29 protein-coding genes are annotated in these 26,382 nt (G+C 70.9%); 22 read left to right on the forward strand and 7 right to left on the reverse strand.

The window, feature by feature from the left end; translation table 11 throughout:
• The first annotated feature begins 2 nt into the window (after nucleotides 1-2).
• The 3 genes from HJD23_RS08180 to HJD23_RS08190 are packed head-to-tail and all read left to right on the forward strand — an operon-like array spanning nucleotide 3 to nucleotide 3,387.
• The gene (locus HJD23_RS08180) at nucleotides 3-887 is read left to right on the forward strand and encodes a sugar ABC transporter permease (protein WP_171111085.1); all 885 of its coding nucleotides are present in this window, start codon (nucleotides 3-5) and stop codon (nucleotides 885-887) included.
• Nucleotides 887-1,801, forward strand: a complete 915-nt coding sequence (locus HJD23_RS08185) for a carbohydrate ABC transporter permease (protein WP_171111084.1) — start codon at nucleotides 887-889, stop codon at nucleotides 1,799-1,801. The genes HJD23_RS08180 and HJD23_RS08185 overlap by 1 nt, the downstream gene beginning before the upstream one ends.
• A complete protein-coding gene (locus HJD23_RS08190) occupies nucleotides 1,798-3,387 on the forward strand; it encodes a glycoside hydrolase family 43 protein (protein ID WP_171111082.1) in 1,590 nt (529 codons plus the stop codon). Before HJD23_RS08185 ends, HJD23_RS08190 begins: the two co-directional genes overlap by 4 nt.
• Here the strand turns inward: HJD23_RS08190 and HJD23_RS08195 are convergent.
• The gene (locus HJD23_RS08195; RefSeq protein ID WP_171111080.1) at nucleotides 3,384-4,127 is read right to left on the reverse strand and encodes a class I SAM-dependent methyltransferase; all 744 of its coding nucleotides are present in this window, start codon (nucleotides 4,125-4,127) and stop codon (nucleotides 3,384-3,386) included. The two genes, HJD23_RS08190 and HJD23_RS08195, sit on opposite strands and share 4 nt — an antisense overlap.
• Nucleotides 4,128-4,384: 257 nt before the next feature.
• Between HJD23_RS08195 and HJD23_RS08200 the strand changes: the two genes are divergently transcribed.
• Nucleotides 4,385-5,428: a substrate-binding domain-containing protein gene (locus HJD23_RS08200; RefSeq protein WP_171111078.1), complete on the forward strand. Its 1,044-nt coding sequence runs from the start codon at nucleotides 4,385-4,387 to the stop codon at nucleotides 5,426-5,428.
• A gap of 63 nt (nucleotides 5,429-5,491) precedes the next feature.
• Here the strand turns inward: HJD23_RS08200 and HJD23_RS08205 are convergent, their stop codons facing one another.
• On the reverse strand, nucleotides 5,492-6,139 hold the full coding sequence (locus HJD23_RS08205; protein ID WP_171111076.1) for a ThuA domain-containing protein: 648 nt from the start codon (nucleotides 6,137-6,139) through the stop codon (nucleotides 5,492-5,494).
• 408 nt (nucleotides 6,140-6,547) lie between these two features.
• On the opposite strand from HJD23_RS08205, the gene HJD23_RS08210 reads away from it, so the two are divergent.
• Nucleotides 6,548-7,333: a helix-turn-helix transcriptional regulator gene (locus HJD23_RS08210; RefSeq protein ID WP_240980977.1), complete on the forward strand. Its 786-nt coding sequence runs from the start codon at nucleotides 6,548-6,550 to the stop codon at nucleotides 7,331-7,333.
• On the forward strand, nucleotides 7,330-7,512 hold the full coding sequence (locus HJD23_RS08215; protein WP_171111073.1) for a DUF397 domain-containing protein: 183 nt from the start codon (nucleotides 7,330-7,332) through the stop codon (nucleotides 7,510-7,512). Before HJD23_RS08210 ends, HJD23_RS08215 begins: the two co-directional genes overlap by 4 nt.
• A gap of 13 nt (nucleotides 7,513-7,525) precedes the next feature.
• Here HJD23_RS08215 and HJD23_RS08220 read toward each other — a convergent pair whose 3' ends face one another.
• Nucleotides 7,526-8,098: a hypothetical protein gene (locus HJD23_RS08220; RefSeq protein WP_171111071.1), complete on the reverse strand. Its 573-nt coding sequence runs from the start codon at nucleotides 8,096-8,098 to the stop codon at nucleotides 7,526-7,528.
• Between the two features lie 61 nt (nucleotides 8,099-8,159).
• On the opposite strand from HJD23_RS08220, the gene HJD23_RS08225 reads away from it, so the two are divergent.
• The 4 genes from HJD23_RS08225 (at nucleotide 8,160) to HJD23_RS08240 (ending at nucleotide 11,614) form a co-directional block, all read left to right on the forward strand.
• Nucleotides 8,160-8,792 (forward strand): VOC family protein, encoded by a 633-nt coding sequence (locus HJD23_RS08225; protein ID WP_171111069.1) that lies wholly within the window; start codon nucleotides 8,160-8,162, stop codon nucleotides 8,790-8,792.
• Between the two features lie 281 nt (nucleotides 8,793-9,073).
• Nucleotides 9,074-9,778: a VanZ family protein gene (locus HJD23_RS08230; protein ID WP_171111067.1), complete on the forward strand. Its 705-nt coding sequence runs from the start codon at nucleotides 9,074-9,076 to the stop codon at nucleotides 9,776-9,778.
• Nucleotides 9,779-9,846: 68 nt separating this feature from the next.
• The gene (locus tag HJD23_RS08235; protein ID WP_171111065.1) at nucleotides 9,847-10,542 is read left to right on the forward strand and encodes a response regulator transcription factor; all 696 of its coding nucleotides are present in this window, start codon (nucleotides 9,847-9,849) and stop codon (nucleotides 10,540-10,542) included.
• Entirely contained in the window at nucleotides 10,535-11,614 is a 1,080-nt protein-coding gene (locus HJD23_RS08240; RefSeq protein WP_171111063.1) for a HAMP domain-containing sensor histidine kinase, read from the forward strand. Before HJD23_RS08235 ends, HJD23_RS08240 begins: the two co-directional genes overlap by 8 nt.
• Before the next feature lie 11 nt (nucleotides 11,615-11,625).
• Here the strand turns inward: HJD23_RS08240 and HJD23_RS08245 are convergent, their stop codons facing one another.
• Nucleotides 11,626-12,378 (reverse strand): class I SAM-dependent methyltransferase, encoded by a 753-nt coding sequence (locus HJD23_RS08245; protein ID WP_171111061.1) that lies wholly within the window; start codon nucleotides 12,376-12,378, stop codon nucleotides 11,626-11,628.
• Between the two features lie 119 nt (nucleotides 12,379-12,497).
• Between HJD23_RS08245 and HJD23_RS08250 the strand changes: the two genes are divergently transcribed.
• Nucleotides 12,498-12,899: a VOC family protein gene (locus HJD23_RS08250; RefSeq protein WP_171111060.1), complete on the forward strand. Its 402-nt coding sequence runs from the start codon at nucleotides 12,498-12,500 to the stop codon at nucleotides 12,897-12,899.
• Here the strand turns inward: HJD23_RS08250 and HJD23_RS08255 are convergent.
• A complete protein-coding gene (locus HJD23_RS08255; protein ID WP_171111058.1) occupies nucleotides 12,888-13,571 on the reverse strand; it encodes a helix-turn-helix domain-containing protein in 684 nt (227 codons plus the stop codon). The two genes, HJD23_RS08250 and HJD23_RS08255, sit on opposite strands and share 12 nt — an antisense overlap.
• Before the next feature lie 10 nt (nucleotides 13,572-13,581).
• Entirely contained in the window at nucleotides 13,582-14,526 is a 945-nt protein-coding gene (locus HJD23_RS08260) for an AraC family transcriptional regulator (protein ID WP_171111056.1), read from the reverse strand.
• An 81-nt stretch (nucleotides 14,527-14,607) separates the two neighbouring features.
• Between HJD23_RS08260 and HJD23_RS08265 the strand changes: the two genes are divergently transcribed.
• Complete coding sequence (locus HJD23_RS08265; protein WP_171111054.1) at nucleotides 14,608-15,441, forward strand: NAD(P)H-binding protein; 834 nt, start codon at nucleotides 14,608-14,610, stop codon at nucleotides 15,439-15,441.
• A 12-nt stretch (nucleotides 15,442-15,453) separates the two neighbouring features.
• On the opposite strand, the gene HJD23_RS08270 is transcribed toward HJD23_RS08265, so the two are convergent.
• Nucleotides 15,454-16,614, reverse strand: a complete 1,161-nt coding sequence (locus HJD23_RS08270) for a YihY/virulence factor BrkB family protein (protein WP_171111052.1) — start codon at nucleotides 16,612-16,614, stop codon at nucleotides 15,454-15,456.
• 109 nt (nucleotides 16,615-16,723) lie between these two features.
• Between HJD23_RS08270 and HJD23_RS08275 the strand changes: the two genes are divergently transcribed.
• The 10 genes from HJD23_RS08275 (at nucleotide 16,724) to cysD (ending at nucleotide 26,382) form a co-directional block, all read left to right on the forward strand.
• Nucleotides 16,724-18,358: an acyl-CoA dehydrogenase family protein gene (locus HJD23_RS08275; protein WP_171111051.1), complete on the forward strand. Its 1,635-nt coding sequence runs from the start codon at nucleotides 16,724-16,726 to the stop codon at nucleotides 18,356-18,358.
• Between the two features lie 374 nt (nucleotides 18,359-18,732).
• Nucleotides 18,733-20,007: a helix-turn-helix domain-containing protein gene (locus tag HJD23_RS08280; protein ID WP_197972360.1), complete on the forward strand. Its 1,275-nt coding sequence runs from the start codon at nucleotides 18,733-18,735 to the stop codon at nucleotides 20,005-20,007.
• A 162-nt stretch (nucleotides 20,008-20,169) separates the two neighbouring features.
• Complete coding sequence (locus HJD23_RS08285; protein WP_171111046.1) at nucleotides 20,170-21,372, forward strand: hypothetical protein; 1,203 nt, start codon at nucleotides 20,170-20,172, stop codon at nucleotides 21,370-21,372.
• Nucleotides 21,373-21,389: 17 nt separating this feature from the next.
• Entirely contained in the window at nucleotides 21,390-21,962 is a 573-nt protein-coding gene (locus tag HJD23_RS08290; protein ID WP_171111044.1) for a GNAT family N-acetyltransferase, read from the forward strand.
• Nucleotides 21,963-22,089: 127 nt separating this feature from the next.
• On the forward strand, nucleotides 22,090-22,173 hold the full coding sequence (locus HJD23_RS44965) for a putative leader peptide (protein WP_309486338.1): 84 nt from the start codon (nucleotides 22,090-22,092) through the stop codon (nucleotides 22,171-22,173).
• Nucleotides 22,174-22,300: 127 nt separating this feature from the next.
• Nucleotides 22,301-23,998, forward strand: coding sequence for a nitrite/sulfite reductase (locus HJD23_RS08295; RefSeq protein WP_171111042.1), 1,698 nt, complete (start codon nucleotides 22,301-22,303; stop codon nucleotides 23,996-23,998).
• Nucleotides 23,995-24,174 (forward strand): hypothetical protein, encoded by a 180-nt coding sequence (locus tag HJD23_RS08300; protein WP_171111040.1) that lies wholly within the window; start codon nucleotides 23,995-23,997, stop codon nucleotides 24,172-24,174. Before HJD23_RS08295 ends, HJD23_RS08300 begins: the two co-directional genes overlap by 4 nt.
• Nucleotides 24,171-24,881 carry a phosphoadenylyl-sulfate reductase gene (locus HJD23_RS08305; protein WP_171111038.1) on the forward strand — a complete coding sequence of 237 codons (711 nt, stop codon included), beginning with the start codon at nucleotides 24,171-24,173 and terminating at the stop codon, nucleotides 24,879-24,881. Before HJD23_RS08300 ends, HJD23_RS08305 begins: the two co-directional genes overlap by 4 nt.
• Nucleotides 24,878-25,450 (forward strand): adenylyl-sulfate kinase, encoded by a 573-nt coding sequence (gene cysC, locus HJD23_RS08310; RefSeq protein WP_141308027.1) that lies wholly within the window; start codon nucleotides 24,878-24,880, stop codon nucleotides 25,448-25,450. The genes HJD23_RS08305 and cysC overlap by 4 nt, the downstream gene beginning before the upstream one ends.
• Nucleotides 25,447-26,382 (forward strand): sulfate adenylyltransferase subunit CysD, encoded by a 936-nt coding sequence (gene cysD / locus HJD23_RS08315; protein WP_141308025.1) that lies wholly within the window; start codon nucleotides 25,447-25,449, stop codon nucleotides 26,380-26,382. The genes cysC and cysD overlap by 4 nt, the downstream gene beginning before the upstream one ends.

Raw genomic sequence — 26,382 nt, forward strand, 5'->3', positions numbered from 1 at the left:
CCATGATTCGTTCCCTGCGCTGGAAGGGCGCCGCCTTCACGGTGCCCTTCCAGCTCGGCTTCGTCTTCCTCTACCTGCTCCCGATCGGGTACGCCGTCCACCAGTCCCTGTTCACCGAGCAGAGCTCGGGCCTGGGCCTCGGCGGCTCCACGGAGACGTTCTCCGGCCTCGACAACTACCAGCAGGGCCTGACCGACTCCGCGTTCATGGGTTCGGTCCTGCGCGTGGTGCTGTTCGCCTGTGTGCAGATCCCGGTGATGCTGCTGATCAGCCTGATCATGGCGCTGCTCCTGGACGCGCTCACCGCGCGCGCGGCCGGCGGCTTCCGGATCCTGCTGCTGGTCCCGTACATGATCCCGGGTGTGGTCGCCGCGATCGTCTGGATCAACCTCTACAGCCCCGAGGTCGGCCCGCTGACCCCGCTGGGCAAGGCCTTCGGCTTCGACTGGAACTTCTTCGCCCCGTCCATGGTCTGGCCGTCCATCGGCAACCTGCTCACCTGGCACGGCATCGGCTACAACATGGTGATCATCTACGCCGCCCTGCAGGCGGTGCCCCGCGAACTCTTCGAGGCCGCACGCCTCGACGGCGCCTCCGAACGCCGGATCGCCCTCAGCATCAAGATCCCGCACGTGCGCGGCGCGCTCGTCCTGACGGGCATGCTCTCGATCATCCAGATGCTGCAGATCTTCAACGAGCCCGCCCTCTTCCGCAACGTCACACCGCAGACGGTGAACGACAGCTTCACCCCGATCATGATCATCTACAACCAGGCCTTCAACGCGGGCAACTACCACTACGCCGCGGCCCTGTCGGTACTCCTCGCGCTCATCCTCGGCGTCGCGTCCTTCCTCTTCTACCGGCTGACTTCGAGGGAGGCCGACTGATGGTGCTCACCGAGGACCGTACGAAGCATCCGCCCACGCGCACGGTGCGCCGCCTGGGCCGCCCTGACCGCACTGCCCGTTCACGGGGCGGGCAGCGCTTCCTCCTCATCGGCCTGGTGCTGGCCAGCGTCTACAGCCTGTTCCCGGTGTGGTGGCTGATCGTCGCCGCCACGAAGGACCGCACGGGGCTGTACCAGAGCAACGGCCTGTGGTTCTCCGGCATGCACCTGTGGGACAACCTGCATCAGCTCTTCACCTACGGCGACGGCATCTTCCTGCGCTGGACGGCCAACTCGCTGCTGTACGCGGGCGTCGGCTCCCTGGGCGGCACCCTCGTCGCCCTCGCCACCGGCTACGGCCTGGCCCGCTTCGACTTCCCGGGCCGCCAACTGGTCTTCGCCTGCGTGGTGGGCTCGTTCCTGATCCCGATCGCCCTGCTGACGCTGCCCCTGTACCTGATGTTCTCGGAGATCGGCCTGGTCGACACCCCGTGGGCGATGCTGATCCCCTGCCTGATCAATCCCTTCAGCGTCTACCTGGCCAAGGTCTACACCGAGTCGACCATCCCGTTCGAGCTGCTGGAGGCGGCGCGCATCGACGGCGCGGGCGAGCTGCGCATCTTCTTCAGCATCGTGCTGCGCATGATGACGACCGGCGGCGCCACGGTGTTCCTGCTCGCCTTCGTCAACACCTGGAACGCCTTCTTCCTACCCCTCACCGTCCTGCGCGGCGAGGAGAACTGGACCCTCAACCTGGGCCTGTACAACTGGTCCGGCAAACGCCTCGAATCCGGCGTCGACCTCACCAGCCTGGTCCTGACGGGCGCGCTGATGTCCATCATCCCGATGGCGATCATGATGATCGCGATGCGGCGCTACTGGCGGACCGGCGTCACGCTGGGGGCGCTGAAGTGACGCTGCTGCGCAACCCCGTCATCCGGGGCTTCGCCCCGGACCCGTCGCTGGTCCGGGTCGGCGACTGGTACTACGTGGCGACCAGCTCCTTCGAGTGGTTCCCCACGATCCCCCTCCACCGCTCCCGCGACCTGGCGCACTGGGAGTACGCGGGCCACGTGCGGGGCGCGGTCCCCGGCGACTCGCTGGCCGGGGTGCCCGACTCGGGCGGCGTGTGGGCGCCGTCCCTGAGCTGGGACGGGGAGCGGTTCTGGGTGACGTACTCCGTCGTGCGCTCGGTCGGTACGCCGTACTTCGACCTGGACACGTACGTCTCCACGGCCACGGACGTGGCCGGGAAGTGGACGGCCCCGCGCCGCGTGGCGAGCCACGGCTTCGATCCCGCGTTGTTCCACGACGAGGGCAGGCTCTGGCTGCTGAACCTCCAGAACGACCACCGCCCGGGGGGTCGGCGCTTCGCGGGCATCGTCATGACCGAGCTGGACCGGGAAACACTGGTCCCGATCGGCGACACGCACCTGCTCCTCCAGCACGACCGGCTCATCGAGGGCCCCAAGCTGCTGCGGCACGACGGCTGGTACTACCTGGTCCTCGCGGAGGGCGGCACGGGATGGGAGCACGGGGTACGGGTGGCCCGCAGCCGTGATGTGACCGGCCCGTACGAACTCGACGACCGGCCCCTGCTGACGACGCGGGACGACCCCGAGGTGCCGTTGCAGAAGGCCGGGCACGGGGAGTTGGTCGAAACGGCGGACGGGCAGTGGCTGCTCAGCCACCTGACGGCACGCCCGCTGCGGACGCCGCACGGACCGCGCTGCACGCTGGGCCGGGAAACGGCGATCCAGCGGGTGGTGTGGGACGCGGAGGGGTGGCCGAGGCTGGCGCACGGCAGCCGGCACCCAGCGGTCGAGGTCGACGTGCCGACGCGGCCCTGTGAGCCCGAACTCCCGTCCTTTTCTGCGCAATTGGACTGGCCGTGGAGCACCCTGCGCGAGTACCCGGACCCGTCCTGGGCCGACACCACCAGCCGCCCCGGCTGGATCCGGCTGCGCGGTCGGCAGGGACCCGAGTCGCGGTGGGCGCAGAGTCTGCTCGCCCAGCGGATCACGGAGCACCGCGCGGAGGCGGAGGTGACGGTGGACGCCCGGCCGCGCAGCTTCACGCAGGCCGCCGGTCTGGTCCTGCGCTACGACAGCGAGGCGTACCTCGGCCTCGATGTGACCTGGGCGGAGCCGGAGGGCGAGCCGCAGCGCGGCCAGCAGTGGCGGGGCGGCGGCCGGACGGTGCTGAGCCTGGTCGAACGGGATGAGGAGGGCGCCCGGCAGGTGGCGGTGGTCGACGTGGCTGAGGCACCGGTCATGCTGGGCGTGACGATCGACGGCGCCGAGGCCCGCTTCTGGTACGTCCGGGACGGCGTCCGCACACCGATCGGGCCGCCGCTGGACTTCAGCCGACTGTCCGACGACTACGGCTCCCGGCTCCGCTTCACCGGCGCCATGGCCGGGATCCACGCCCGGGATCTCGTCGACGCGTCGTTCACGGCGGACTTCCGGGACTTCCGGCTGACGTGCACCGAGCGAGGCTAGCGGGTCGGTGGGATTCGGTAGACGGACACGTGGGAGCGCGACTCGGCGGTGAACTCGGCGCCGGTCCAGTCCGCGTGCCTGCTCTCCAGCTCGAAGCCGGCCAGCTGAGCCATCAGATCGAGTTCGGCCGGCCAGATGTAGCGGTGCGGGCTGCGGAACAGCCGGGCCCGCGTGGTCTCGTCGAACCGGAAGTGATGCGATACGACGTGCTGGCGCAGCACGTCGTAGGTGTCCAAGCCGATGGAGCCGGGGCCGGAATGCCAGACGGTGGCCGTCTGGCCGGGTGGCAGTTTTCGCAGCTCGGGCACCCAGAGCTCGATCAAGAACCGGCCGCCTGGCGCGAGGTGGCGAGCGGCGTTGCGGAAGCACTCGACCTGTTCGGCCTGGGTGAGCAGGTTGGAGATGGTGTTGTAGACGAGGTAGACGAGCGTGTACGCGCCGGGGGCGCGGGTCGTCGCCATGTCACCGACGACCACGGGGATCGTCGCTTCGTCCGCCTTGGTGCGCAGTTGCTCAACCATCGGGAGCGACAGTTCGATGCCGGTGACAGGGATTCCTCGCTCGACGAGCGGCACGGCAACCCGCCCGGTACCGATGGCGAACTCGAGCGCCGCTCCGTCGCCCGCGAGTTCGGCGAGGCGGTCCACGGTCGGTCCCAGGACCTCGGGCGCGAACATTCCGGTACCGGGCGTGTCATACCTCTGGGCGGCGTCGGCGTCCCAGATCTGCTCCTGCTGCATGCTTCCAGCGTTCGCGGCCCGGCCTGCTCGTGTCCATTGATTTTGGGTTCGGCCGCGCGTCGGGCAAGCGTGCGTCGTCGTAATTCAGTGAGTCGTCGTAGTCCAGTGAGTCGTCGTAGTCCGATGAGCAGTCCTGTGAATCCGGTGTCTTCACGTCTCCGTGCCGCGCGCCTACTGTTAGGAAGCGCTTTCTATCGGAGAGAAGCGCTGGTCGCGACTTTCGATGGCCCTCGGGCGGGCCGGAGAGGTGGTTCCCGATGGTCCGTACGGGGAGTGCGAGTGCGCCGGCGGGGCCGACGCTGGCGGTGGTGGCCCGGGAGGCGGGGGTGTCGGTGCCGACCGCGTCGAAGGTGGTCAACGGGCGCGAGGACGTGGCGCCCGAGACGCGCCGCCGGGTCACGGAGGCCCTGGTCCGGCTCGGTTACGTGCGCAGACCGCGCCTCGACGCGGCGAAGGCACCCCGCCTCGTCGACCTCGTCGTGCACTCGCTGGACAGCTCCTGGTCCGGTGCGGTGCTGCACGGCGTGGAGCAGGCGGCGCACGACGCGGGCCTGGACGTGGTTGTCTCGGCGGACCTCGCCCGCGGCCGCTCCGGCGCCCCGGAGCGCGGCTGGCTGGACAAGCTCACCACGCGCGGCTCGGCCGGGGCGCTGTTCAACCTCGCCGAGCTGACCGAGTCCCAGTACGCGTGGCTCGAACAGCACCGCATCCCCTTCGTGATGATCGACCCGGTGCTCGAACCGCCGCCCGGCGTGGTGTCGGTGGGCGCGGCGAACTGGCAGGGCGGTGTGACGGCGACCGAGCATCTGCTGTCCCTCGGCCACGAACGCATCGCCGTCATCGCCGACCACCGCCGCACCATGAGCGGCAGCGCCAGAATCGCGGGCCACCGCTCGGCGCTCGCCTCGGCCGGGGTGCGCCACCACCCGGAGTACGTGCGGCACGCCGGGTTCGACGAGTCCATGGCCCGCAGACGCATGCGTGAACTCCTCGACCTGCCCGAGCCGCCGACGGCCGTCGTCGTCTGTTCCGACCGTATGGCCCTGGGTGTGTACGGCGCCGTGGCCGAACGTGGCTTGAGGATCCCGCACGACATCAGCGTGGTCGGTTTCGACGACCTGCCCGAGGCCCGCTGGGCCACCCCTCCCCTGACCACGGTCCGTCAGCCCATCTCGGAAATGGCGGCCACGGCCCTGCGTCTGCTCGTCCGCATGATGGCCGGCGACCGCCCGGAGAGCACCCGGACGGAACTGTCGACCCGCCTGGTGGAACGGTCGAGCACGGCTCCGCCGCGCGGGTAGGCGGCGTACGGCGGTGGCAGCCGACGGGTCGGCGCCTTCGGCGCCCTCGGCGCCCTCGGGTCGTCAGCCGAGCCGCGCCGCCCATCGGATACCGCCCCGCAGATGGGCCCGGAAGCCGGGGTCCGCATAGGCCTCGGATGCGTGGCCGAGCGCGGTGTAGAAGACCCGGCCGTCGCCCTTCTCCCGGCACCACGCCAGCGGATGGTCGTCCCCCATGCCACCGCCCTGGTACGAGGACTCATCGGCGGACACGAGCACGCGCACCATCCCTCGCGGGTTGGAGCGGAAGTCGTACCACTCGTCGGTGAAGTCCCAGACGGCGGGCAGGTGCCGGGTGGCCGGGTGATCGCGGTCCTCGACGACTGCCTTGCCCGGCTGGTACGCGGGATGCCGGTCGAACCGGGCGCCCAGCAGTTCGCCGTAGTACGGCCACTCGTACTCGGTGCAGGCCGCGGCATGTACGCCGACGAAACCGCCGCCCGCCTCGACGTACGCGGCGAGCCGCTCGCGCCCGGGCGCTGTGAGCACCTCCCCGCTGGTGGACAGGAAGACGACAGCGGCGTACCCGTCCAGGGGGATCTCCAGGTCGGCGGGTTCCTCGGTGTGGCGGACGTCGAAGTCCCCGAGCGCGCGGAGGGCGGCGACGGCGGCCGGGATGGAATCGTGCCGGTAGGCGGTGGTGCGGGTGAAGACGAGGAGTCGGGGGAGCATGCCGCCCAGCGTAGGCGGCCCGGGGCAGCGGTCCCCCTACTCCCGACGTCCGAGTACGTCGGACCATCACGGTTTCTCGTGGGCAACGACGTGCGTGATCAGAGGGCCACAGGCGCCACCGCCGTTTTGGGAGGCGAACTCCAAAGTCGTCAGGAAGCGACTGGCGGTGCCCTCATGGCGGTCACTCACTTTCGCTTGTGCCGACAGCAGTCGCGTTGCGATGGGTGCATGCCCGAGGTCTGCCGCGCGACACTCGGACGCACTCATGTGAGTTACGAAAAATGATAAGAAGCCCCCTCCGGGCAGGCGGCTTTCTTCGTTCACATGACGTCAGTCACACCGCGTGTCCATCATGTGACCGTGAGCACCACGACACGGTCACGACGGTCACGCAGGAACGCCTCGGCGATGAAGATGGTGGGCGCGCTGCTCGCCCTCTATCGCGAGGCCGCCGGATACACGCAGAAATCATTGGGCGAGCGGTTCGGCATCAGCGAGGAGCAGATCGCGTCGATCGAGCAGGGCCGACGGCCACTCAAGCCGGATCTCGCCGAGGGGCTCGACGAATTCCTCGACACCAAGGGGGCGTTGTCGACGGCGTTGAGCAGGATGCCGGAGGTCGATCTCGTACCGATGTGGGCGGAGGAGTATCTGGATCGGGAGCGGGAGGCGATCGTGATCTCGTGGTACGAGAGTCTGCTGGTCCCTGGCTTGCTCCAGACGGAGGCGTACGCGCGGGCGGTCTTCCGCAACCGAGTGCCGGTCTACGACGAGGAGGAGACTGAGCAGTTGGTGGCGGCACGCATCGAGCGGCGGGAAATCCTGCACCGCAAGGTGCCGCCGATGATGAGCTTCGTGATCTGGGAAGCGGCGCTGAGGGACCGCTTGGGCGGGGACGAGGTGCACTTGGAGCAGGTGCGGCACCTGCGGGAGTACGCCGACCTGCCCGGCTTGGCGCTCCAGATCCTGCCGCTCGGCCGCACCTCCCACGCCGGGCTCAAAGGCCCGTTCATCCTCCTGGAGACCCCAGAGCACCAACGGCTCGCCTACTTGGAGACACAACGCGGCAGCCAGCTGATCGCCGACCCGAACGAAGTGGCGATCCTCAACCAGAAGTATGCGATGCTGCGGACACAGGCCCTCACCACCGAGGACACGAGGGACCTGCTGGACCGTCTTCTGGGAGAGCGATGAGTGGTACCGCGCTTGAGTGGTTCAAGTCCAGTTACAGCAACGAAGAGGGCGGCGCATGCATAGAAGTAGCCGTCCAGCCCACGACCATCCACATCCGCGACTCCAAAGCCCCCACCGGCCCCCACCTCACCGTCACCCCCGCCACCTGGACCGCCTTCCTGAAGCTGTCCGGCAACTGACGGGGCCGTGACGTCAACCGCTCGCGCCCACCTCGTTGTTGGGCGCCCCGTCACCGGCCGGAGGCAGGTCGCCGCGTTCGACGGGCGTGGCGGCGTCCTGGGCAGGTGGCAGGAGGGTGTCGAGTTCGTCGGCGGACGGAGTGTGGGCGGCGAGGGCCGCCTCGCGCAGCACGTCGCGGGAGACCGCGGCGCCGCTGATCCGCACCACGTGCCCGTCCTTGGGTACGGCGTACTCGCGCTGTTCCCCGGTGCCACGGAACCAGGCGTCGCCGTCGCGGACGCAGTCGGAGCAGTTGGCGGAGTTGACGGTGCCACGGTCGACGGTGAGTTGGATCTGGGCGCCGGTCTGCTGTGACACGTACACGGCGGAGAAGCCGTCGCCGCCGTACACGCCGACGGACTGCTGGGCGAGGGTGAAGCCGTCGGCCTCGGTGACGTAGACGTGCTCGGGTGCGATGCCCAACGCCTGGGCGCGGGACCTGAGTTCGGCCGGATCGGCGGCGTCGGCCTGCTCGGTGCCGCAACCGGTGAGCAGGACGGGCATCAGCAGGGCCGCCAGCGGCAGCGCACGTACGGAACGCATCATGCGCCCATCCTGCCGCACAGGCGTTCCACAGTTGCGTGCGGGTTGCGTAGCCTTGGTGACGATGAACACGATTCCGGCACACCTGGACCACCTCGTCCTCGCAACGCCCGATCTGGCGGCGACGGTCGCCGACTTCACCCGGCGTACCGGTGTGGAACCGGCGGTCGGCGGCACGCACGTCGGTCTCGGCACCCGCAATTACCTGGTCGGTCTGGCCGGAACCGGTTACCTGGAGATCATCGGTCCGGACCCGGACCAGTCCACGCCCGACGGGCCGCGCCCCTTCGGCGTCGACGAGTTGCCCGGACCGCGCACGTTCACCTGGGCGATCAGCCCTCCCGACCTCGACGCGGCGATCGCGTCCGCCCGTGCCCGTGGCTACGACCCCGGCCCGCCGCTCCCGATGAGCCGCCGCACCCCCGACGGCACGCTCCTGCAATGGCGCCTGACCGACGGCGTGTCCGCCCACCCCTCCGGCCTGGTCCCCTTCCTCATCGACTGGGGCGCCTCACCCCACCCCACGGAGTCACATCTCCCCACCACTCCCCTGCTGGCCTTCTCTGCCAGCACCCCCGACCCGGCCGAGCTCCGCCCCCTCCTGACCGCCCTGGACACGGACCTCACCCTCACCAAGGGCCCGGTGGGCCTGACCTTCACGGTGGACACGCCCCGGGGACCGGTGCGGTTCGACTGAGAAGACGCCACAGCGCCAGGCAGAGGCGACCAGGAACACGAACAGGAGGATGAACCCCACAGCGAGCGGGGCAAGTCCGACGCCGACATGTCGGGCACGACCGCACCGTGACCGGCTTCGGCAACGTCACGACCTCCCGGCTCCGCTCTCCATCTACCACACCGACGATCAGGGCCTGTCCGGGGCGTGCAACGGGTGTATCGCGGCGTATCGCGGGCGTATCGCGGGCGTATCGAAAATCGCATACGCCACCGCAACGGCCCTCCCTGTCCCATGGGGGCATGAACCACGACGCCTCCCTGTCAGCACCGCCCCGCCGCGCGCGCAGGATGGTGCTTCTCGGCCTGGCGGTCCTCGGCATGGCGAGTGCCCTGTTCGTCGTGCGGGGGCCGCTCATGATGTCCGCTCCGAGGTGCATGGCCGGGCGGTGGCACGGCTGCTTCGACACGTTCAACGGTGTGGTGCTCATGACGTTGGTCACGCTGCCGTTGGCCGCGCTGGTGGTGTGGGCTCTGGCGCGCCGTCGGCGTGCCGCCGGCGTCGCCTCGGCGTGGCGGATGTCGCTGGCCGAGGTGGGGATGGTCCACGGGACGGTGCCGTTCCTGTGGCTGACCTTGATGCCGGGCGCCGGGGCCGGCGCCGTCCCCGCGCGGGTGAGCCTGGTGCCGCTGCGGGACCTGGTCACGATGGGGCCGCTCGGGATCGTCGGCAACCTGCTGGTCTTCGCGGCGCTGGGGTTCTTCGCCCCGATACGGTTCGCGGCGCCGGCGTCCGTGCCGCGGATCCTGGCGCTCGGGGCGGGCTGCTCGGTCCTGGTCGAAACCGCACAGTACGCCCTGCGGCTCGACCGGGTGTCCTCCGTGGACGACGTACTGGTCAACGCCACCGGCGCCGTGCTGGCCGGGCTGGCGTCGCGCCGCTGGTGGCACACCACGGCGGAGGCGCCGTCGGACCGGCCTCGCCCCGCGCCCGCACCGGCAGGCTGAGTCGCGTGTCCGGTCTGCACACGTCTTTGCATACGTCCGCGACATGTTGTGCCGCTTACGCTTCCGACATGCGCGTATTGATCGTGGAGGACGAGCCCTACCTGGCCGAAGCCGTCCGTGACGGTCTGCGGCTGGAAGCGATCGCCGCCGACATCGCCGGCGACGGCGACTCCGCCCTGGCACTGCTCAGCGTCAACTCCTACGACCTCGCCGTCCTCGACCGTGACATCCCCGGCCCCTCCGGCGACGAGGTCGCCCGGCGCATCGTCGCCTCCGGCAGCGGCATCCCGATCCTCATGCTCACCGCCGCCGACCGGATCGACGACAAGGCGTCCGGGTTCGAGCTCGGCGCCGACGACTACCTCACCAAACCGTTCGAGCTGCGGGAGCTCGTCCTGCGGCTGAGGGCGCTCGACCGCAGACGCGCGTACGCCCGGCCCCCGGTCCGCGAGATCGCGGGCCTGCGGCTCGACCCCTTCCGCCGGGAGGTCTTCCGCGACGGACGCTACGTCGCGCTCACCCGCAAGCAGTTCGCCGTGCTGGAAGTCCTCGTCACCGCCGAGGGCGGGGTCGTCAGCGCCGAAGAGCTGCTGGAACGGGCCTGGGACGAGAACGCCGACCCCCTCACCAACGCCGTGCGCATCACCGTCTCCGCACTGCGCAAGCGGCTCGGCGAACCATGGATCATCGCCACGGTGCCCGGCGTCGGCTACCGCATCGACACCGGCCCCGACACGACCCGCCCCGGCAGTGCGCATGCATAGACGCCCAGGGCTCAGCGTCCGGCTGAAACTCACCCTCAGCTATGCCGGGTTCCTCGCCGTCGCCGGCGCTCTCCTGCTGGCCGTGGTGTGGGTGTTCCTGCTGCGCTACGTACCCGACAGCCCCCAGGGCCTTCTCGGGATCCGGCCCAACCGCTACCTCCTCGTGCGCACCTTCGCCCCTGCCGCGGCCCTGGCCATGGTCTTCCTGCTCGTGTTCGGCCTCGTCGGGGGATGGATCCTCGCCGGCCGGATGCTCGCACCGCTGACGCAGATCACGGCCGCGGCACGGATGGCCGGGAACGGATCGCTGTCCCACCGGATCCGCATGGAAGGCCGCCAGGACGAATTCCGGGAACTCGCCGACACGTTCGACACCATGCTGGAACAACTCGACTCGCACGTCGCCGAGCAGCAGAGGTTCGCCGCGAACGCCTCCCACGAACTGCGCACCCCGCTGGCCATCTCGCAGACGCTGCTCGATGTCGCCCGCAGGGACCCCACGCGGGACCGGGACGAACTCTTCGCACGCCTGCAGGCCGTCAATACGCGCGCGATCGACCTCACCGAGGCCCTCCTGCTGCTCAGCCGCAGCGACCGCGGGAACTTCACCCGCGAGAGCGTCGACCTCTCCCTCGTCACCGAAGAGGCCGCCGAAACCCTGCTCCCCCTCGCCGAACAGCGCGGGATCACGCTCGACGTCACCGGCGGGGCGGCACGGACCAGCGGCTCCGCGGAGCTCCTGCTGCGGATGGTGACGAACCTCGTCCAGAACGCCATCGTCCACAACCTCCCCGCCGGCGGCACCGTGACGGTCCACACCGAAGCGCAGGGCGACGCGAGCGTGCTGCGGGTCGAGAACACGGGCCGTCCAGTGCCACCGGAACTGGTACCGACCCTCACCGAACCCTTCCAGCGCGGAACGGAACGCGTACGCACCGACGAGCACGCCGGCGTCGGCCTCGGCCTGGCCATCGTGCACAGCGTCGTCCGCGCCCACGACGGAACCCTCGACCTCGCCCCCCGCCCCGTCGGCGGCCTCCTCGTCACGGTCCGGCTTCCCGGCACGCCGTAGGCAGCGTCCCGTCACTTACCGCCGTACCCGCCGCCCGCCCCCGGCTTGTGCGCCACGAACACGAACTCCCGTCCGGGCCTGTCGGGAGCGTCACGGACGTCGTCCACCGTGAAGCCCGCGCCGAGAAGATCCGCCTCCACCTCCTCCCGGGAGCGGAACCGCAGGGTGGAGTCGGAGGTCAGGCGTGCGCCGTCCGTGGCGAACACGAAGGTCCAGCGGAAGGTCACCGACGGCCCGTGGACGGCGGTCACTTCGACCCAGTTCTCCACGGCACCGACGCCGGGGACGTCCGTGACGCGGTGAGTGGCGTCCCGGTTCCACTCCTCCCAGACACGGCGGGCCGGGTCGCGTGTTTCGAGGACGAGGTGTCCGCCCTGCCGTAGGGCGGCGTGGGATGCCCGCAGGGTGGCCCGCCATGTGTCCGGGTCGGCGATGGCCTGGGCGACGTTGCCGGTCATGGTCGCGAGGTCCGCCCGGAGCGGCGGAACGGCGGTCGCGTCGCCGTGGATGAAGCGGACCCGGTCGGCGCCCGGTTTGGCACGGGCGACGTCCAGGGAGGCCTGCGCGGGATCGACACCGACGACCTCGATGCCGCGCTCGGCCAGCAGCAGCGCGAAGACGCCCGTTCCGCAACCGATGTCCAGCACCCGGCGTGCGTCGAACTCCCGGGCGATGCCGAGGTAGGCGTCGAGGTCGCCGCGGTCGGAGTCGAGCACGTCGTAGATCGCGGCCAGTCGCGGGTGCCCGAAGAGCGCGTCCACCATGCGGGCGACGGTAGGGAGGCGTGCGGGCGCGGGCAAGCGGATTACCCGGCGTCCGGCCATCTCCCGTGGTGTCCGATTCGTTCAAGACGGGCGTCCCGGCCCGTTCGTACCGTGGCCCCATGACTCCACGATTCGATGCCATTGGCCTGGTGGTCTCCGACATGGCCACCGCTGTCGTCTTCTACGGTCGGCTCGGGTTCGCGTTCCCCGAGGGAGCCGAGGAGCAGCCGCACGCCGAGGCCGAACTGCCCGGCGGGCTGCGGCTGCTGCTGGACACCGAGGAGAGCGTGCGGTCCTTCCACCCCGGGTGGCAGCCGCCCGCCGGGGGCGGTCGGGCCTCGCTCGCGCTGCTGTGCGACACGCCCGGCGAGGTCGACGCGGTGTACGAGGAGATGGTGGCCGCCGGGTATCACGGCGAGCTCAAGCCGTGGGACGCCGTCTGGGGGCAGCGGTACGCATCCCTGCACGACCCGGACGGCAACGGCGTCGACCTGTTCGCACCGCTGCCTTCAGCGTCGTAGCAGCTCCCCCAACGTCGTGCCGGCCAAGTCCTTTGTGTCCCGGGAAAGGTGGGCCTGATCCGCGTACCCGGCGCGCACCGCCGTCTCCGCGAACGGCATCCCGCTCCGCGCCAACGCGAGGGCCCGCTGCCAGCGCAGCACGCGCGCCAGCGTCTTCGGGCCGTAACCGAAGGCGTGCAACGCGCGGCGGTGCAACTGACGGGCACCGAGGCCGAGTTCGTCGGCCGTCGAGGCGACCGTCCGGCCCGCGTCCAAAGCCAGTACGACCCGCCGCAGCAGCGGATCCGGCGGGTCGGCGTCGCCCGCCAGGGCCAGCGCCACCGCCTCCAGCCCGCTCGCCGGATCCGCGGCCGCGTTCACACGAGCCGTCAGACGGTGTACCCGCGCCGCCGGCCACAGGTCGGCCAGGGCGACCCGCCGGTCGCGCACCTCGTGCGCCGGTACGCCGAGCAGCGTCGGCGCCGCCCCCGGGTAGAAGCGGACGCCCGCCCACGCACCGGCCCCGTCCGCACTCACGTACGCCCGCGTGTCGGGACCCGCGACGAGCATCCTGCCGTCGTTCCACAGCAGGTCCATACAGCCGTCGGGCAGCACCCGCCCCGCACCGTGCCCGGTCGGCGTGTTCCTCCACACCACCGCGCCGCTCAGCCGAGACACCCGCTCCGCGTACACGTACGCCAGGCTACGTCGTGCTGAGCAACCGCGTCCGGTGCTCCTGGGGGCTCACCCCGTACACCCGTTTGAAGGCGTTGGACAGCGCGAACGCGCTGCCGTAGCCGACCTGGCGGGCGATCGTCTCCAGGGTGTCGTCGGTGTCGCGCAGGCGGTCGGCGGCGAGGGCGAGGCGCCAGCCGGTGAGGTACGTCATCGGAGGTTCGCCCACCAGTTCGGTGAACCGGCGGCCGAGCGCGGCCCGGGACACCCCGGCCTTGGCGGCGAGCGACGCGACCGTCCACGGATGCGCCGGATCGTCCTGTACGAGGCGCAGGACACGGCCGACGACCGGGTCGGCCTGCGCCCGGTACCAGGCCGGGGCCTGCGCATCGGGGCGGGAGAACCACGCCCGCAGCGCGGCGATGACCAGCAGGTCCAGGAGGCGGTCCAGGACGACCTCCTGGCCCGGTTCGTCGCGCACGATCTCCTCCATGAGGAGCGGGGTGAGCGGGCAGCGCCAGACGTCCGAGGGGAGCGACAGCAGCGGCGGCAGGGCGGCGAGGAGCCGGCCGCTGATCTCGCCCCGCCAGAGGTAGGTGCCGATCAGCATCACCGCCGCACCGTCGGGCCGGTCGCCCCAGGTGCGCACCCCCAGGTCCATCCGGCCGCGCAGGGAGCTGCCGTCGGGGTAGCGGCACTCGCCGCCCGGCAGGATCAGCGCCTCCGGCTCCGTCGCGGGGTCGTCGCCGCAGGTGTACGGGTCGGGGCCGCGCGCGATGGCGAGGTCACCGGCCCGCAGCCGTACGCGCTCGCCCGTGTCCGGGACGACCCAGGCGTCGCCGCGCACCATCAGCATCACGGTGAGCGGTGCCCGGTCCTCCACCCGCACGGCCCAGGGCGGATCGAAGCACGCCCGGATCATGAAGGCACCACGCGCGCGTGGGCCCTCCAGCAGGCCTGCGAGGGGATCCATGGCGTCAGCGTAGACGCACGCTCATGGGAATGAGCCGTTCAGCGATGGGCTCGGGAAGCGGTACGGCAGTTCACTGGAGGCATGGCGAAGAAGACGGGCATGACGGTGGTGGTGACCGGGGCGTCCGGTCGTACGGGCAGCCGGGTGGTGCGGGCCGCGCAGGCGGCGGGACTGTCGGTGCGGGCGGCCTCGCGCGCCCAGGGCTTCGACTGGGCGGACCGGTCGACGTGGGCGCGGACGGTGCAGGGCGCCGACGCGGCGTATCTCGTCCATCCCGGGGACGTCGGCTCCGCGGCGGCCACCCGGGCGGTCGGGCTGCTCGCGCACGAGGCGGTCTCCCTCGGCGTACGGCGGCTGGTGCTGCTGTCGGCGCGCGGCGAGGTGCAGGCGCGGCCGACCGAGGAGGCGCTGCGGGAGTCGGGCGCGGACTGGACGGTCGTACGGTCCGCGTGGTTCATGCAGAACTTCAGTGAGGGGCCGCTGGTGGAGGGGCTGCGGCTGGGCGGGGAGCTGGTGTTCCCGGGCGGTGAGGTGCGTGAGCCGTTCGTCGATCTGCGGGACGTCGCGGACGTGGTGGTGGCGGCGCTGACGGCGGGTGACCGGTACGTCGGGCAGGGCATCGACGTGTCGGGGCCGCGGCTGCTGACCTTCGGGGAGGCGGTGGCGGAGATCGCGAAGGCGACGGGGCGGGAGCTGACATACCGGCCGGTGCCGGCGGCGGAGTACGGCGCACGGCTGGCCGCGTTCGGCGAGCCGCCCGAGGTGGTCGATCTGCTCGTGGACGTGTTCGAGACCCTCCTCGACGGCCGCAACGCCCACCTGTCGGACGGCGTCCAGCGGGTGCTGGGCCGCGAGCCGCGGGACTTCACCCAGTTCGCGGCGGAGGCAGCGGCGGCGGGGACGTGGACGCCCTGAGCGCCGCGTGCCTCACTTCTCCCTCGGCCCCGGCGTCTCCTCCCCGCCCCCCTTCTGCGCGTTCTGCGAGCTCTTCACCTGGGTGCGCAGCCGTGCCGTCACGTCCTCCGGGGGCAGGAAGCGGGACCAGCGTTCGGGGAACTCGGACGGCATGTCGGGGTCGTCGGGGTCGGCCTCGCGGGCCGCGGCGGCGCGGGCGACGTACTCGGCGACCTGCGCCTCGCGCATCCGTTCGTTGGCGGCGCGGGCGGCGGCCGTCGCGGCGGCCGGCCAGACGCGGTCGATCGCCGCGTTGACGGCGGCGCCGACCAGCACGGCGAAGGCGGACACTCCGATCCACAGCAGTACGGCGACGGCGGCGGCGAGGGAGCCGTAGATCGTCGCGCCCTCGATGGTGTTCTGCAGGTAGATACGGAGCAAAAAGCTGCCCAGCACCCACATGCCGAGGGCCACCAGGGCGCCGGGGACGTCCTCGACCCACGGGGAGCGGACCGGGACGGACACGTGGTACAGCGTGGTCAGGAAGACGATCGACAGGACGATCACCACGGGCCAGTACAGGACCTGCACCACCGTCGTCGACCACGGCACGATCCGCACCACCGCGTCGGGGCCCGCCACCATCAGCGGCAGCGCGACCGAGCCGATCAGCAGGGCCGCGATGAACAGCAGGAACGCCACCAGCCGGGTCTTGACGATGCCGCGGACGCCGTCGAGGCCGTACATCACGGTGATCGTGTCGATGAAGACGTTGACCGCCCGGGATCCCGACCACAGCGCGAACAGGAAACCGATGGAGATGACGTCCGGTCGCCCGCCCCGCATCACGTCGTCCAGGATCGGCCGCGCGATCTGGTTGACGCCCTGATCGGACAGGACCGTGCGGGAGGCCTCCAGGATGTTGGTCTCCAGGCTGGAGATGGTGTCGGTGCCGGTCCAGTCGTCGACGTAGCCGAGCAGGCCGATCAGGCTGAGCAGCAGCGGCGGCACCGACAGCAGCGTGAAGAACGCGGCTTCGGCGGCCAGCCCGAGGATGCGGTACTCGATGCAGGAGTTGACGGTGTCCTTGAGCAGCAGCCAGGCGGTCCTGCGCTTGGAGACGTTCCGGTAGAGGGCCCGCGCGCGGTGGAGGCGGCCGGAGGGTCGTTCGGGGGTGACACTTGCTGGCTGCACGACCCAACGGTATCCGCCGCAGCGGGCATGGTTCACCCTGGTGGGACGGTGGGCCAGGTGCCCGGGTCCGCGGGGTGACCACCTCCGTACCTCGGGGTACGTTCCGAGCATGGCACGCAGCACCCACACCGTGACCAATCAGGTCCCGCCGCTCGTCGGATACGACGTCTTCGGCGCCGATCGCGCCCTCGGGGCGGCCGTCGAGCGGCACGTGGCCCCCGATCTGCTCGGCGAGGTCCGGGACGAGCTGTCGGGGCTCGGCCGCACCGCCGGGTCGGCGCAGGCGCAGGAGTGGGGGGTGCTGGCCAACGAGAACCCGCCCCGGCTGCACACCCACGACCGCTACGGCCACCGCGTCGACGAGGTCGAGTTCCATCCGGCCTGGCACCGGCTGCTCGGCAAGGGCGTCGCCGCGGGCCTGACCGCGGCGTGGGCGCGGCCCGCCGGGCATGTGCGGCGGGCGGCCGGATTCCTGATGTGGACGCAGGTCGACGCGGGCAACGGCTGCCCGCTGTCCATGACCCACGCCGCCGTGCCCGCCCTGCGCACGGACCCGGACCTCGCCGCGGAGTGGGAGCCGCGGCTGACGTCCCTGGTCTACGACCGTGATCTGCGGCCCGCCGAGCAGAAGGCGGGGGTGCTGTTCGGGATGGGCATGACGGAGAAACAGGGCGGCAGCGACGTCCGTGCCAACACCACCGTCGCCCGGCCGCTCGCCGAGGACGGGACGTATGAGCTGACCGGGCACAAGTGGTTCTGCTCGGCACCGATGTCGGACGGTTTCCTGGTGCTGGCCCAGGCTCCGGGCGGGCTGACCTGTTTCCTGGTGCCGCGGGTGCTCGCGGACGGCACCAGGAACGTCTTTCTGCTCCAGCGGCTGAAGGACAAGCTGGGGAACCGTTCCAACGCCTCCAGCGAGGTCGAGTTCGACGGGACCTGGGCGCGCCGGGTCGGCGAGGAGGGGCGCGGGGTGCGGACCATCATCGGGATGGTCGCGGCGACCCGGCTGGACTGCGTGCTCGGCTCGGCGGGGCTGATGCGGCAGGCCGTCGCTCAGGCCGTCCACCACTGCACGTACCGGGAGGCGTTCGGCGGGCGGCTGATCGACAAGCCGTTGATGCGCAACGTGCTGGCCGATCTCGCCATCGAGTCGGAGGCGGCGACCACGCTCGGGCTGCGCCTCGCCGCCGCCTACGACGACGGGAGCGAACAGGAGCGGGCGTTTCTGCGGCTGGCGGTACCGGCCGCGAAGTACTGGGTGACCAAGCGCTGTACGCCGGTGACGGTGGAGGCGGCCGAGTGCCTGGGCGGAAACGGTTACGTGGAGGAGTCGGGGCTGCCCCGGCTGGTGCGCGAGTCGCCGCTGAACTCGATCTGGGAGGGCGCGGGCAACGTCCAGGCGCTGGATGTGCTGCGCGCGCTGCAGCGCGAGCCGGAGGCCCTCAACGCCTACCTGACGGAGGTCGGCCGGGCACGCGGCGCCGATCACCGGCTGGATGCCGCGATCAAGAACCTGCTGACCGAACTGGCCGATCTGGAGGGCATCGAGGCCCGCGCCCGGCGCCTGGTCGAGCGGCTCGCGCTGGTGCTTCAGGGCGCGCTGCTCGTCCGGTACGCGCCCCCCGAGGTCGCCGACGCGTTCTGCGGCTCCCGGCTGGGCGGCGACTGGGGAACCGCTTTCGGGACGCTGCCGCACACGCTGGACCTGGCGTCGGTGGTGGAGCGGGCGCGGCCGGTTTCCTGACCCGGGGGTCGGCTCCTGGAGCGCGTACGTCGTCCTGCGTCCGTGTGCGAGGGACGTTTCCGGAAAACCGCACGCAGACAGGGGTGGTGCTGCGCCGACACGGCACCACCCCTGCCCCTGCCTGGCCCGTTCAGGCCATGCGCGCCGCACGGGCGACGTCGCTCAAGTTTCAAACACCGTGGGACGGTTCACCAGGGTTGCAAGGGGTTGCAACTTTCCGGTGTCTGTGACCGGAGTGGGCCCCTCCGTCAGCGGCGGGCGGCAGTATGGGACGCACCATCGGGACGCGACCGGAAAACGACGCCGTGAGGGCTTGACAGCCCGGTCGCACGTCAGTCTGAATCCGGGGGAGGATCTCAGTGCCGCGGTCGCCCATGAATGTGACGGACCTGTCCGCCGTCGACGCGCCACGGGCCGCGCGGGTGCTCAGCGCGGTCCGCGACGCCGCCCTCTCCGGCAAGCGCCCACGCCTCGCTCCCCGTCCGGTCATCGAGGAGTCGTGGGGCCGCATGCTGCGCAGCGGCATGGACCCGGACCACGACTTCAGATCCGGCCTGCTGACGCCGGAGGAGATCCGGCGGCGGCGCGAGGACTCGCCGCTGCGGCATGTGCTGCCGGTGCTCAGGGACGGCCTGGTCTCGGTCGCGGACACCGCCCGGCACATCATGGTGATCGCCGACGCGGACGGCCGGGTGCTGTGGCGCGAGGGCAGTTCCCCGGTGCTGCGCAAGGCGGACGGGCTGGGCTTTCTGCTCGGCGCGGACTGGCGGGAGAACGTCGTGGGCACCAACGGCGTCGGGACACCGGCGGTGGTACGGCGGCCCGTGCAGGTGTTCGCCGCCGAGCACTTCGTCCGCTCGCACGCCTCGTGGACCTGCGCCGGCGCCCCCATCACGGATCCGCGCGACGGGCGCCTGATCGGCGTGGTGGACGTGAGCGGGCCGCTGGAGACGATGCATCCGGCCACCCTGGCCTGGGTCGACTCGGTGGCCAAGCTCGCCGAGGCCCGGCTGCGGGAGTTGCATCTGACCGCGCTGGAGCGGCTGCGCGCGGTGGCCGCTCCGGTGCTGGCCCGGCTGACCGGCCGCGCGCTGGTGGTGGACCGGGAGGGCTGGACGGCGGCCGTGACGGGGATGCCGTACACGAACCGGATCGCGTTGCCCAAGGCGCTGTCGCCGGGCCGCCGTTGGCTGCCCGTGCTGGGCCTGTGCATGGTGGAACCGCTGGCCGAGGGCTGGCTGGTGCGGCCCGCCGACGAGCCGCTGCCCTCCGGTGCCACCCGGATCGTGCTGGAGCTGGGGCAGCCGCGCCGCTGTACGGTGACGGTGTCGGGCGGCGCGGGTTCCTGGACCCATGAACTGAGCCCGCGGCACAGCGAGTTGCTGTTCCTGCTGGCCGAGCACCGGGCCGGCCGCACCGCCGCGCAGCTCGCCGCGGACGTGTTCGGCGACCCGCGCCGCACGGTGACGGTGCGCGCCGAGATGTCGCGGGTACGGCGGTATCTCGGGAGCTTTCTGGAGCATCGACCGTATCGTTTCCGCGACGACGCCGAGATCGAGGTGGTCCTCCCGCCCGAGCCGTCCGACCTCCTGCCGCACTCCATCGCACCGGCGGTGCGCAGGGCACGGGCGGCTTCGATGGTGCCGTGAGCGTCCCAAGGCCACGTATTCGAGAGCTTCTTCCGCATATTTGCGGGGTCTGCGTCCACAATCCGCCGTACCTGACGTAGCATCCCTTACCGGGCCACCCCACCTGCTCCCAGGTCAACGCACGGATCGTCAGGCGCAGTTGGCCCGCCTCGGGAGGACCAGATGAAGCATCGCGGCAGACACCGCCGACGCAGGCGGGGCCAGGCACTGCGGGCGTTCCTGGCCGGCACCGCTCTCGCGCTCACCGGCGCCGCCACCGTGATCAGCGCCTCCCAGGCCACGGTCAGCACCGATCCCGGCGCCTTGAAGCCGGTCACCTCCGCGGCTTCGCTGGCGGAACTGCGGCTGCGCGAGGAGCGGATCCCGCAGCCCGTGCCCGACGGACCGGCGCAGCCCGTCGGTGTCGCCGCCGTCCTCGCGGACGCCGACCGCAGCCTGCGTGCCGCGGCCGACTGCACCGACGCCGACCGCTCCGCGCTGCCCATAGCGCCCGTGGCCACCCGGGCGCACTGCTGGGCCGAGGCCGGCACAGAGGCATGGCACACGGGCGCGGTGACCACCTCGGGGGACGCCGACGACGACGGCCGGTGGGGTGCGAACCGTGTCGTCCTGTCCGGCTGGAGCGACCAGCAGGGCCACTCCAGGGTCGCGTTCGTCGACGCAGGCGACCCGGACCGGTTCACCTACACCTGGGTGGCGCTCACCGTTCCGGCGAGCGGCGACCCCGACGGCCGGCCGCTGGTGTCGCGGCTGTCCGGCATGGTCTGGTACCAGGACAAGCTGCTCGTCACCGCCGACGAGGGCCGCGCCCTGTACCTCTACGACCTGGACCGCATCCGGCGCAGCTCCGCCGACATCGCCGCGACCACGCCACCGGCGCGCGGCGACCGGTACACGCTGCCCGCCGTCCGCTCGTACCGCCTGACCGGCGCCCGGATCGGCGCGCTCTCCCTGGACCGCAGCACCACGCCCGCCAGCCTGGTCGCGAGCGAGTCGGTCCCGGCGGACGGCGACCGGCCCACCCGCCTGTGGCGGTACGCCCTCGACGACGACCCGTCCGGCGCGGGCCTGCTCGGGACGGGGCCGCAGGAGGCGTACGAGACGAAGGCGGCCGACGTCCGGGGTGTGCTCGCCCACGGGTCCCAGTGGTATCTGGCCCGCGCGGCGGGCGAGCACGGGACGCTGTGGCGGCAGGACAGCGGTGGCGCGCGGGCGGCGCGCTGCGGGACGGACGAGACGTACCTGTGCTGGAGCGACCCCGCGCAGTCCCTCTCCTACTGGGAGGAGAGCGGTGAGGTCTGGTCGCAGTCGGGGCGGATGCTGTTCTCGCTGCCGCTGGACACGATCGACAGGGCGCTGGGGTAGATGATTCCCTGACCTGCATGACAAACATCCCCGTGACCACCTGGTCCCTGGAGCAGACCGCCCCGACCGACCTGCTCCCGGCCGCGGTGCCGGAGGGCGACGTGCGGATCGTCCGCGCCGAGGTGCCCTCGCCCGAGTTCAGCCGTTTCCTGTACGCGTCCGTGGGCGGAGACATCCACTGGACCGACCGGCTGGGCTGGACGTACGCGCGGTGGCAGGAGCACCTGGAGCGGCCCGGGGTGGAGACCTGGGTGGCCTACGACCGGGGCACGCCCGCCGGTTATGTGGAGCTGGAGCCGCAGGACGACGCAGTGGTGGAGATCGTCTACTTCGGGCTGATCCCGGCCTTCCGCGGGCGGCGCATCGGCGGGCACCTGCTGTCGTACGGCGCTGCCCGCGCGTGGGATCTCGCGGACCGGTGGCCGGGGCTTGCGCCGACGAAGCGGGTGTGGCTGCATACGTGCAGCAGGGACGGCGAGCACGCGATGGGCAACTACCTGCGGCGCGGCTTCACGCTGTTCGACACCAAGGTCGAGGAGGAGCCGGAGGTCGGGGCGCCCGGTCCGTGGCCGGGTGCATACCCTGCCTGACCTGGTCGGACAAGACGGCGTTCACGCCATGTGACCGAGGACACCCTTGTTTCGCGATTCGAGACAAGGGTGTCCGCATCTTGGACGAAGCTGGACTGTGTCCAGATCGCCGTGACACGCTTCCGTCATGTCTGGAACTGGAATTGCCTTGGTGAGTCGGCGGCACGTCGACCTCGGCCGCATGTCCAGCGCCATCTGTCCGGCGAGCTGAGACCTCTCCAGCAACGCCGTTCTCCCCCGCTTTGTTTGTCCCTGCGCAATGATGCGCACGTATGCCCGGATGCGCCGTATGCGCAGGTCAGAGCCGCTTTTCCGCCTGTCCCGAAGGACGTAGAACCATGGCCGCCACCCCGCAGAACCCTGCCGCCGCGACTCCCCGCCGCAAGGTGAGCCGTCACCGCGGTGAGGGTCAGTGGGCCGTGGGTCACTTCACCCCGCTCAACGGCAACGAACAGTTCAAGAAGGACGACGACGGTCTCAATGTGCGGACACGCATTGAGACGATCTACTCCAAGCGCGGTTTCGACTCGATCGACCCCAACGACCTGCGCGGCCGGATGCGCTGGTGGGGCCTGTACACCCAGCGCAAGCCCGGGATCGACGGCGGCAAGACCGCGATCCTGGAGCCGGAGGAGCTGGACGACGAGTACTTCATGCTGCGCGTCCGCATCGACGGCGGGCGGCTGACCACCCAGCAGCTGCGGGTGATCGGTGAGATCTCGCAGGAGTTCGCGCGCGGCACGGCCGACATCACCGATCGGCAGAACGTCCAGTACCACTGGATCCGGATCGAGGACGTGCCCGAGATCTGGAACCGCCTGGAGGCGGTCGGCCTGTCCACCACCGAGGCCTGCGGTGACACGCCCCGTGTGATCCTCGGCTCGCCCGTCGCCGGTATCGCCGCGGACGAGATCATCGACGGCACCCCGGCGATCGAGGAGATCCACCGCCGGATCGTCGGCAACAAGGCGTTCTCGAACCTGCCCCGCAAGTTCAAGTCCGCGGTCTCCGGCTCGCCGCTGCTCGACGTGGCGCACGAGATCAACGACATCGCCTTCGTCGGCGTGAACCACCCCGAGCACGGCCCCGGCTTCGACCTGTGGGTCGGCGGCGGCCTGTCCACCAACCCGAAGATCGGCGTCCGGCTCGGCGCCTGGGTGCCACTGGACGAGGTGCCCGACGTCTACGAGGGCGTCATCTCGATCTTCCGTGACTACGGCTACCGGCGCCTCCGTACGCGCGCCCGGCTGAAGTTCCTGGTGGCCGACTGGGGTGCGGAAAAGTTTCGCCAGGTACTGGAGGACGAGTACCTCAAGCGCAAGTTGGTCGACGGCCCCGCGCCCGCCCAGCCCGTGCAGCGCTGGCGCGACCACGTCGGGGTGCACCAGCAGAAGGACGGCCGTTTCTACGTCGGTTTCGCACCGCGGGTCGGCCGCGTCGACGGCGCCACGCTGACGAAGATCGCCGAACTGGCGGAGGCGCACGGCTCGGGCCGGGTCCGCACCACGGTCGAGCAGAAGATGATCGTGCTGGACGTCGACGAGTCGCGGATCGACTCCCTCATCGAGGGTCTGGAGGCGCTGGACCTCACGGTCAAGCCGTCCCCCTTCCGGCGCGGCACGATGGCCTGCACCGGCATCGAGTTCTGCAAGCTCGCCATCGTCGAGACCAAGGCGCGCGGCGCCTCGCTGATCGACGAACTGGAGCGCCGGATCCCGGACTTCGACGAGCCGATCACCATCAACATCAACGGCTGCCCGAACGCCTGCGCCCGTATCCAGGTCGCGGACATCGGTCTCAAGGGCCAGCTGGTCATGAACGACCAGGGCGAGCAGGTCGAGGGCTACCAGGTGCACCTGGGCGGCGCGCTCGGCCTGGAGGCCGGTTTCGGCCGCAAGGTGCGCGGTCTGAAGGTCACCGCGCAGGAGCTGCCCGACTACGTCGAGCGTGTCCTGAAGCGGTTCCAGGAGGAGCGCGAGGACGGCGAGCGGTTCGCCACCTGGGCGGCGCGCGCCGGCGAGGAGTCGCTGTCATGAGCGAGCGCGCGGCGCCCTTCTACTGCCCCTACTGCGGCGACGAGGACCTGCGTCCGAGTGAGCAGGGCCACGGCGCCTGGGAATGCGCGGCGTGCAGCCGCGCATTCCAGCTGAAGTTCCTCGGGCTGCTGGCCCGTGGACTCCAGCACGACACAACGGGAGGGGATGGCATATGACGACCGCTCAGGAAACGCGGGAAGCAGAGCAGCTGAAGGCGCTCGCCGAGCAGGCGGGCCGCGACCTGGAGGACGCCTCCGCACTGGAGATCCTCCAGTGGGCGGCGGAAACCTTCGGCAAGCGGTTCTGCGTGACGTCCTCCATGGAGGACGCGGTGGTCGCCCACCTCGCCTCCCGCGCGATGCCCGGCGTCGACGTCGTCTTCCTCGACACCGGCTACCACTTCGAGGAGACCATCGGCACCCGGGACGCCGTCGAGGCCGTGATGGACGTCAACGTCATCACCCTCACCCCGGACCGGACAGTCGCCGAGCAGGACGCCGAGTACGGCCCGAAGCTGCACGACCGCGACCCCGACCTGTGCTGCTTCCTGCGCAAGGTCAAGCCCCTGGAGCAGGGGCTGAAGAACTACGACGCATGGGCGACCGGACTGCGCCGCGACGAGTCCGCGACCCGGGCGAACACCCCGGTCGTCGCCTGGGACGACAAGCGCCAGAAGGTCAAGATCTCGCCGATCGCCCGCTGGACCCAGGACGACGTGGACGCCTACGTCACCGAGCACGGCGTCCTGACCAACCCGCTGCTCATGGACGGCTACGCCTCCATCGGCTGCGCCCCCTGCACCCGCCGGGTCCTCGCGGGCGAGGACGCGCGCGCCGGCCGCTGGGCCGGGCGGGCCAAGACCGAGTGCGGGCTGCACGGATGACGACCACCACACCGACCCCTCAGGAGAAGCACGTGACGAGCGGAGCCACCGTCTGGCTCACGGGCCTGCCGAGCGCCGGCAAGACCACGATCGCGTACGAGCTGGCCGGCCGGCTGCGCGAGGAGGGCCACCTCGTCGAGGTGCTCGACGGCGACGAGATCCGCGAGTTCATCTCGGCGGGCCTCGGCTTCAGCCGCGAGGACCGGCACACCAACGTGCAGCGCATCGGTTACGTCGCCGAGTTGCTCGCCCGTAACGGTGTGAAGGCGCTCGTCCCGGTGATCGCGCCGTACACCGACAGCCGTGACGCGGTGCGCAAGCGGCACGAGACGAACGGCACGCCGTACCTGGAGGTGCACGTGGCGACGCCGGTCGAGGTGTGCTCCGTGCGCGATGTGAAGGGGCTGTACGCCAAGCAGGCCGCGGGCGAGCTGACGGGGCTGACCGGCGTGGACGACCCGTACGAGGAGCCCGAGGCACCCGATCTGCGGATCGAGTCCCAGAACCAGACCGTGCAGGAGTCCGCGGCGTCGCTGTACACGCTGCTCACCGAGAGGGGACTGGCATGACGACCGTCGCCACGATCGACGAGGGCACCGACACCCCGTACGCCCTGTCGCACCTGGACGCGCTGGAGTCCGAGGCGGTGCACATCTTCCGTGAGGTGGCGGGCGAGTTCGAGCGGCCGGTGATCCTCTTCTCCGGCGGCAAGGACTCCATCGTCATGCTGCACCTGGCGCTGAAGGCGTTCACGCCCGCGCCGGTGCCCTTCTCGCTGCTGCACGTGGACACCGGGCACAACTTCCCCGAGGTCATCGACTACCGGGACCGTACGGTGGCCGAGCACGGCCTGCGGCTGCATGTCGCGTCCGTGCAGGACTACATCGACCGGGGTGTGCTGAAGGAGCGCCCGGACGGGACGCGTAACCCGCTGCAGACGCTTCCGCTGACGGAGAAGATCCAGGCGGAGCGTTTCGACGCGGTGTTCGGCGGCGGGCGCCGGGACGAGGAGAAGGCACGGGCGAAGGAGCGGGTGTTCTCGCTGCGCGACGAGTTCTCGCAGTGGGATCCGCGCAGGCAGCGCCCCGAGCTGTGGAACCTGTACAACGGACGGCACGCCCCCGGCGAACACGTCCGCGTGTTCCCGCTGTCCAACTGGACCGAGCTGGACGTCTGGCAGTACATCGCCCGTGAGGGCATCGAGCTGCCCGCCATCTACTTCGCGCACGAGCGTGAGGTGTTCCGGCGCAACGGCATGTGGCTGACCGCCGGCGAGTGGGGCGGCCCCAAGGACGGCGAGACCGTCGAGAAGCGGCTGATCCGCTACCGGACCGTCGGCGACATGTCCTGCACGGGTGCCGTCGACTCCGACGCGGAGACGCTGGAGCAGGTCATCACCGAGATCGCCGCGTCCCGGCTGACCGAGCGGGGCGCCACCCGGGCCGACGACAAGCTCTCCGAGGCCGCGATGGAAGACCGCAAGCGCGAGGGGTACTTCTAA

It is taken from the genome of Streptomyces sp. Z423-1, assembly GCF_013009255.1.
Classification (GTDB): Bacteria; Actinomycetota; Actinomycetes; order Streptomycetales; family Streptomycetaceae; genus Streptomyces; species Streptomyces gossypiisoli.

Bases quoted from the DNA above. Each gene is read 5' to 3' on its own strand.
- HJD23_RS08180 (WP_171111085.1), top strand. From the start codon at position 3: ATGATTCGTTCCCTGCGCTGGAAGGGCGCCGCCTTCACGGTGCCCTTC.
- HJD23_RS08185 (WP_171111084.1), top strand. From the start codon at position 887: ATGGTGCTCACCGAGGACCGTACGAAGCATCCGCCCACGCGCACGGTG.
- HJD23_RS08195 (WP_171111080.1), bottom strand. From the start codon at position 4,127: ATGCAGCAGGAGCAGATCTGGGACGCCGACGCCGCCCAGAGGTATGAC.
- HJD23_RS08200 (WP_171111078.1), top strand. From the start codon at position 4,385: ATGGTCCGTACGGGGAGTGCGAGTGCGCCGGCGGGGCCGACGCTGGCG.
- HJD23_RS08205 (WP_171111076.1), bottom strand. From the start codon at position 6,139: ATGCTCCCCCGACTCCTCGTCTTCACCCGCACCACCGCCTACCGGCAC.
- HJD23_RS08210 (WP_240980977.1), top strand. From the start codon at position 6,548: ATGAAGATGGTGGGCGCGCTGCTCGCCCTCTATCGCGAGGCCGCCGGA.
- HJD23_RS08215 (WP_171111073.1), top strand. From the start codon at position 7,330: ATGAGTGGTACCGCGCTTGAGTGGTTCAAGTCCAGTTACAGCAACGAA.
- HJD23_RS08220 (WP_171111071.1), bottom strand. From the start codon at position 8,098: ATGATGCGTTCCGTACGTGCGCTGCCGCTGGCGGCCCTGCTGATGCCC.
- HJD23_RS08225 (WP_171111069.1), top strand. From the start codon at position 8,160: ATGAACACGATTCCGGCACACCTGGACCACCTCGTCCTCGCAACGCCC.
- HJD23_RS08230 (WP_171111067.1), top strand. From the start codon at position 9,074: ATGAACCACGACGCCTCCCTGTCAGCACCGCCCCGCCGCGCGCGCAGG.
- HJD23_RS08235 (WP_171111065.1), top strand. From the start codon at position 9,847: ATGCGCGTATTGATCGTGGAGGACGAGCCCTACCTGGCCGAAGCCGTC.
- HJD23_RS08240 (WP_171111063.1), top strand. From the start codon at position 10,535: ATGCATAGACGCCCAGGGCTCAGCGTCCGGCTGAAACTCACCCTCAGC.
- HJD23_RS08245 (WP_171111061.1), bottom strand. From the start codon at position 12,378: ATGGTGGACGCGCTCTTCGGGCACCCGCGACTGGCCGCGATCTACGAC.
- HJD23_RS08250 (WP_171111060.1), top strand. From the start codon at position 12,498: ATGACTCCACGATTCGATGCCATTGGCCTGGTGGTCTCCGACATGGCC.
- HJD23_RS08260 (WP_171111056.1), bottom strand. From the start codon at position 14,526: ATGGATCCCCTCGCAGGCCTGCTGGAGGGCCCACGCGCGCGTGGTGCC.
- HJD23_RS08265 (WP_171111054.1), top strand. From the start codon at position 14,608: ATGGCGAAGAAGACGGGCATGACGGTGGTGGTGACCGGGGCGTCCGGT.
- HJD23_RS08275 (WP_171111051.1), top strand. From the start codon at position 16,724: ATGGCACGCAGCACCCACACCGTGACCAATCAGGTCCCGCCGCTCGTC.
- HJD23_RS08280 (WP_197972360.1), top strand. From the start codon at position 18,733: ATGAATGTGACGGACCTGTCCGCCGTCGACGCGCCACGGGCCGCGCGG.
- HJD23_RS08285 (WP_171111046.1), top strand. From the start codon at position 20,170: ATGAAGCATCGCGGCAGACACCGCCGACGCAGGCGGGGCCAGGCACTG.
- HJD23_RS08290 (WP_171111044.1), top strand. From the start codon at position 21,390: ATGACAAACATCCCCGTGACCACCTGGTCCCTGGAGCAGACCGCCCCG.
- HJD23_RS44965 (WP_309486338.1), top strand. From the start codon at position 22,090: ATGTCTGGAACTGGAATTGCCTTGGTGAGTCGGCGGCACGTCGACCTC.
- HJD23_RS08295 (WP_171111042.1), top strand. From the start codon at position 22,301: ATGGCCGCCACCCCGCAGAACCCTGCCGCCGCGACTCCCCGCCGCAAG.
- HJD23_RS08300 (WP_171111040.1), top strand. From the start codon at position 23,995: ATGAGCGAGCGCGCGGCGCCCTTCTACTGCCCCTACTGCGGCGACGAG.
- HJD23_RS08305 (WP_171111038.1), top strand. From the start codon at position 24,171: ATGACGACCGCTCAGGAAACGCGGGAAGCAGAGCAGCTGAAGGCGCTC.
- cysC (WP_141308027.1), top strand. From the start codon at position 24,878: ATGACGACCACCACACCGACCCCTCAGGAGAAGCACGTGACGAGCGGA.
- cysD (WP_141308025.1), top strand. From the start codon at position 25,447: ATGACGACCGTCGCCACGATCGACGAGGGCACCGACACCCCGTACGCC.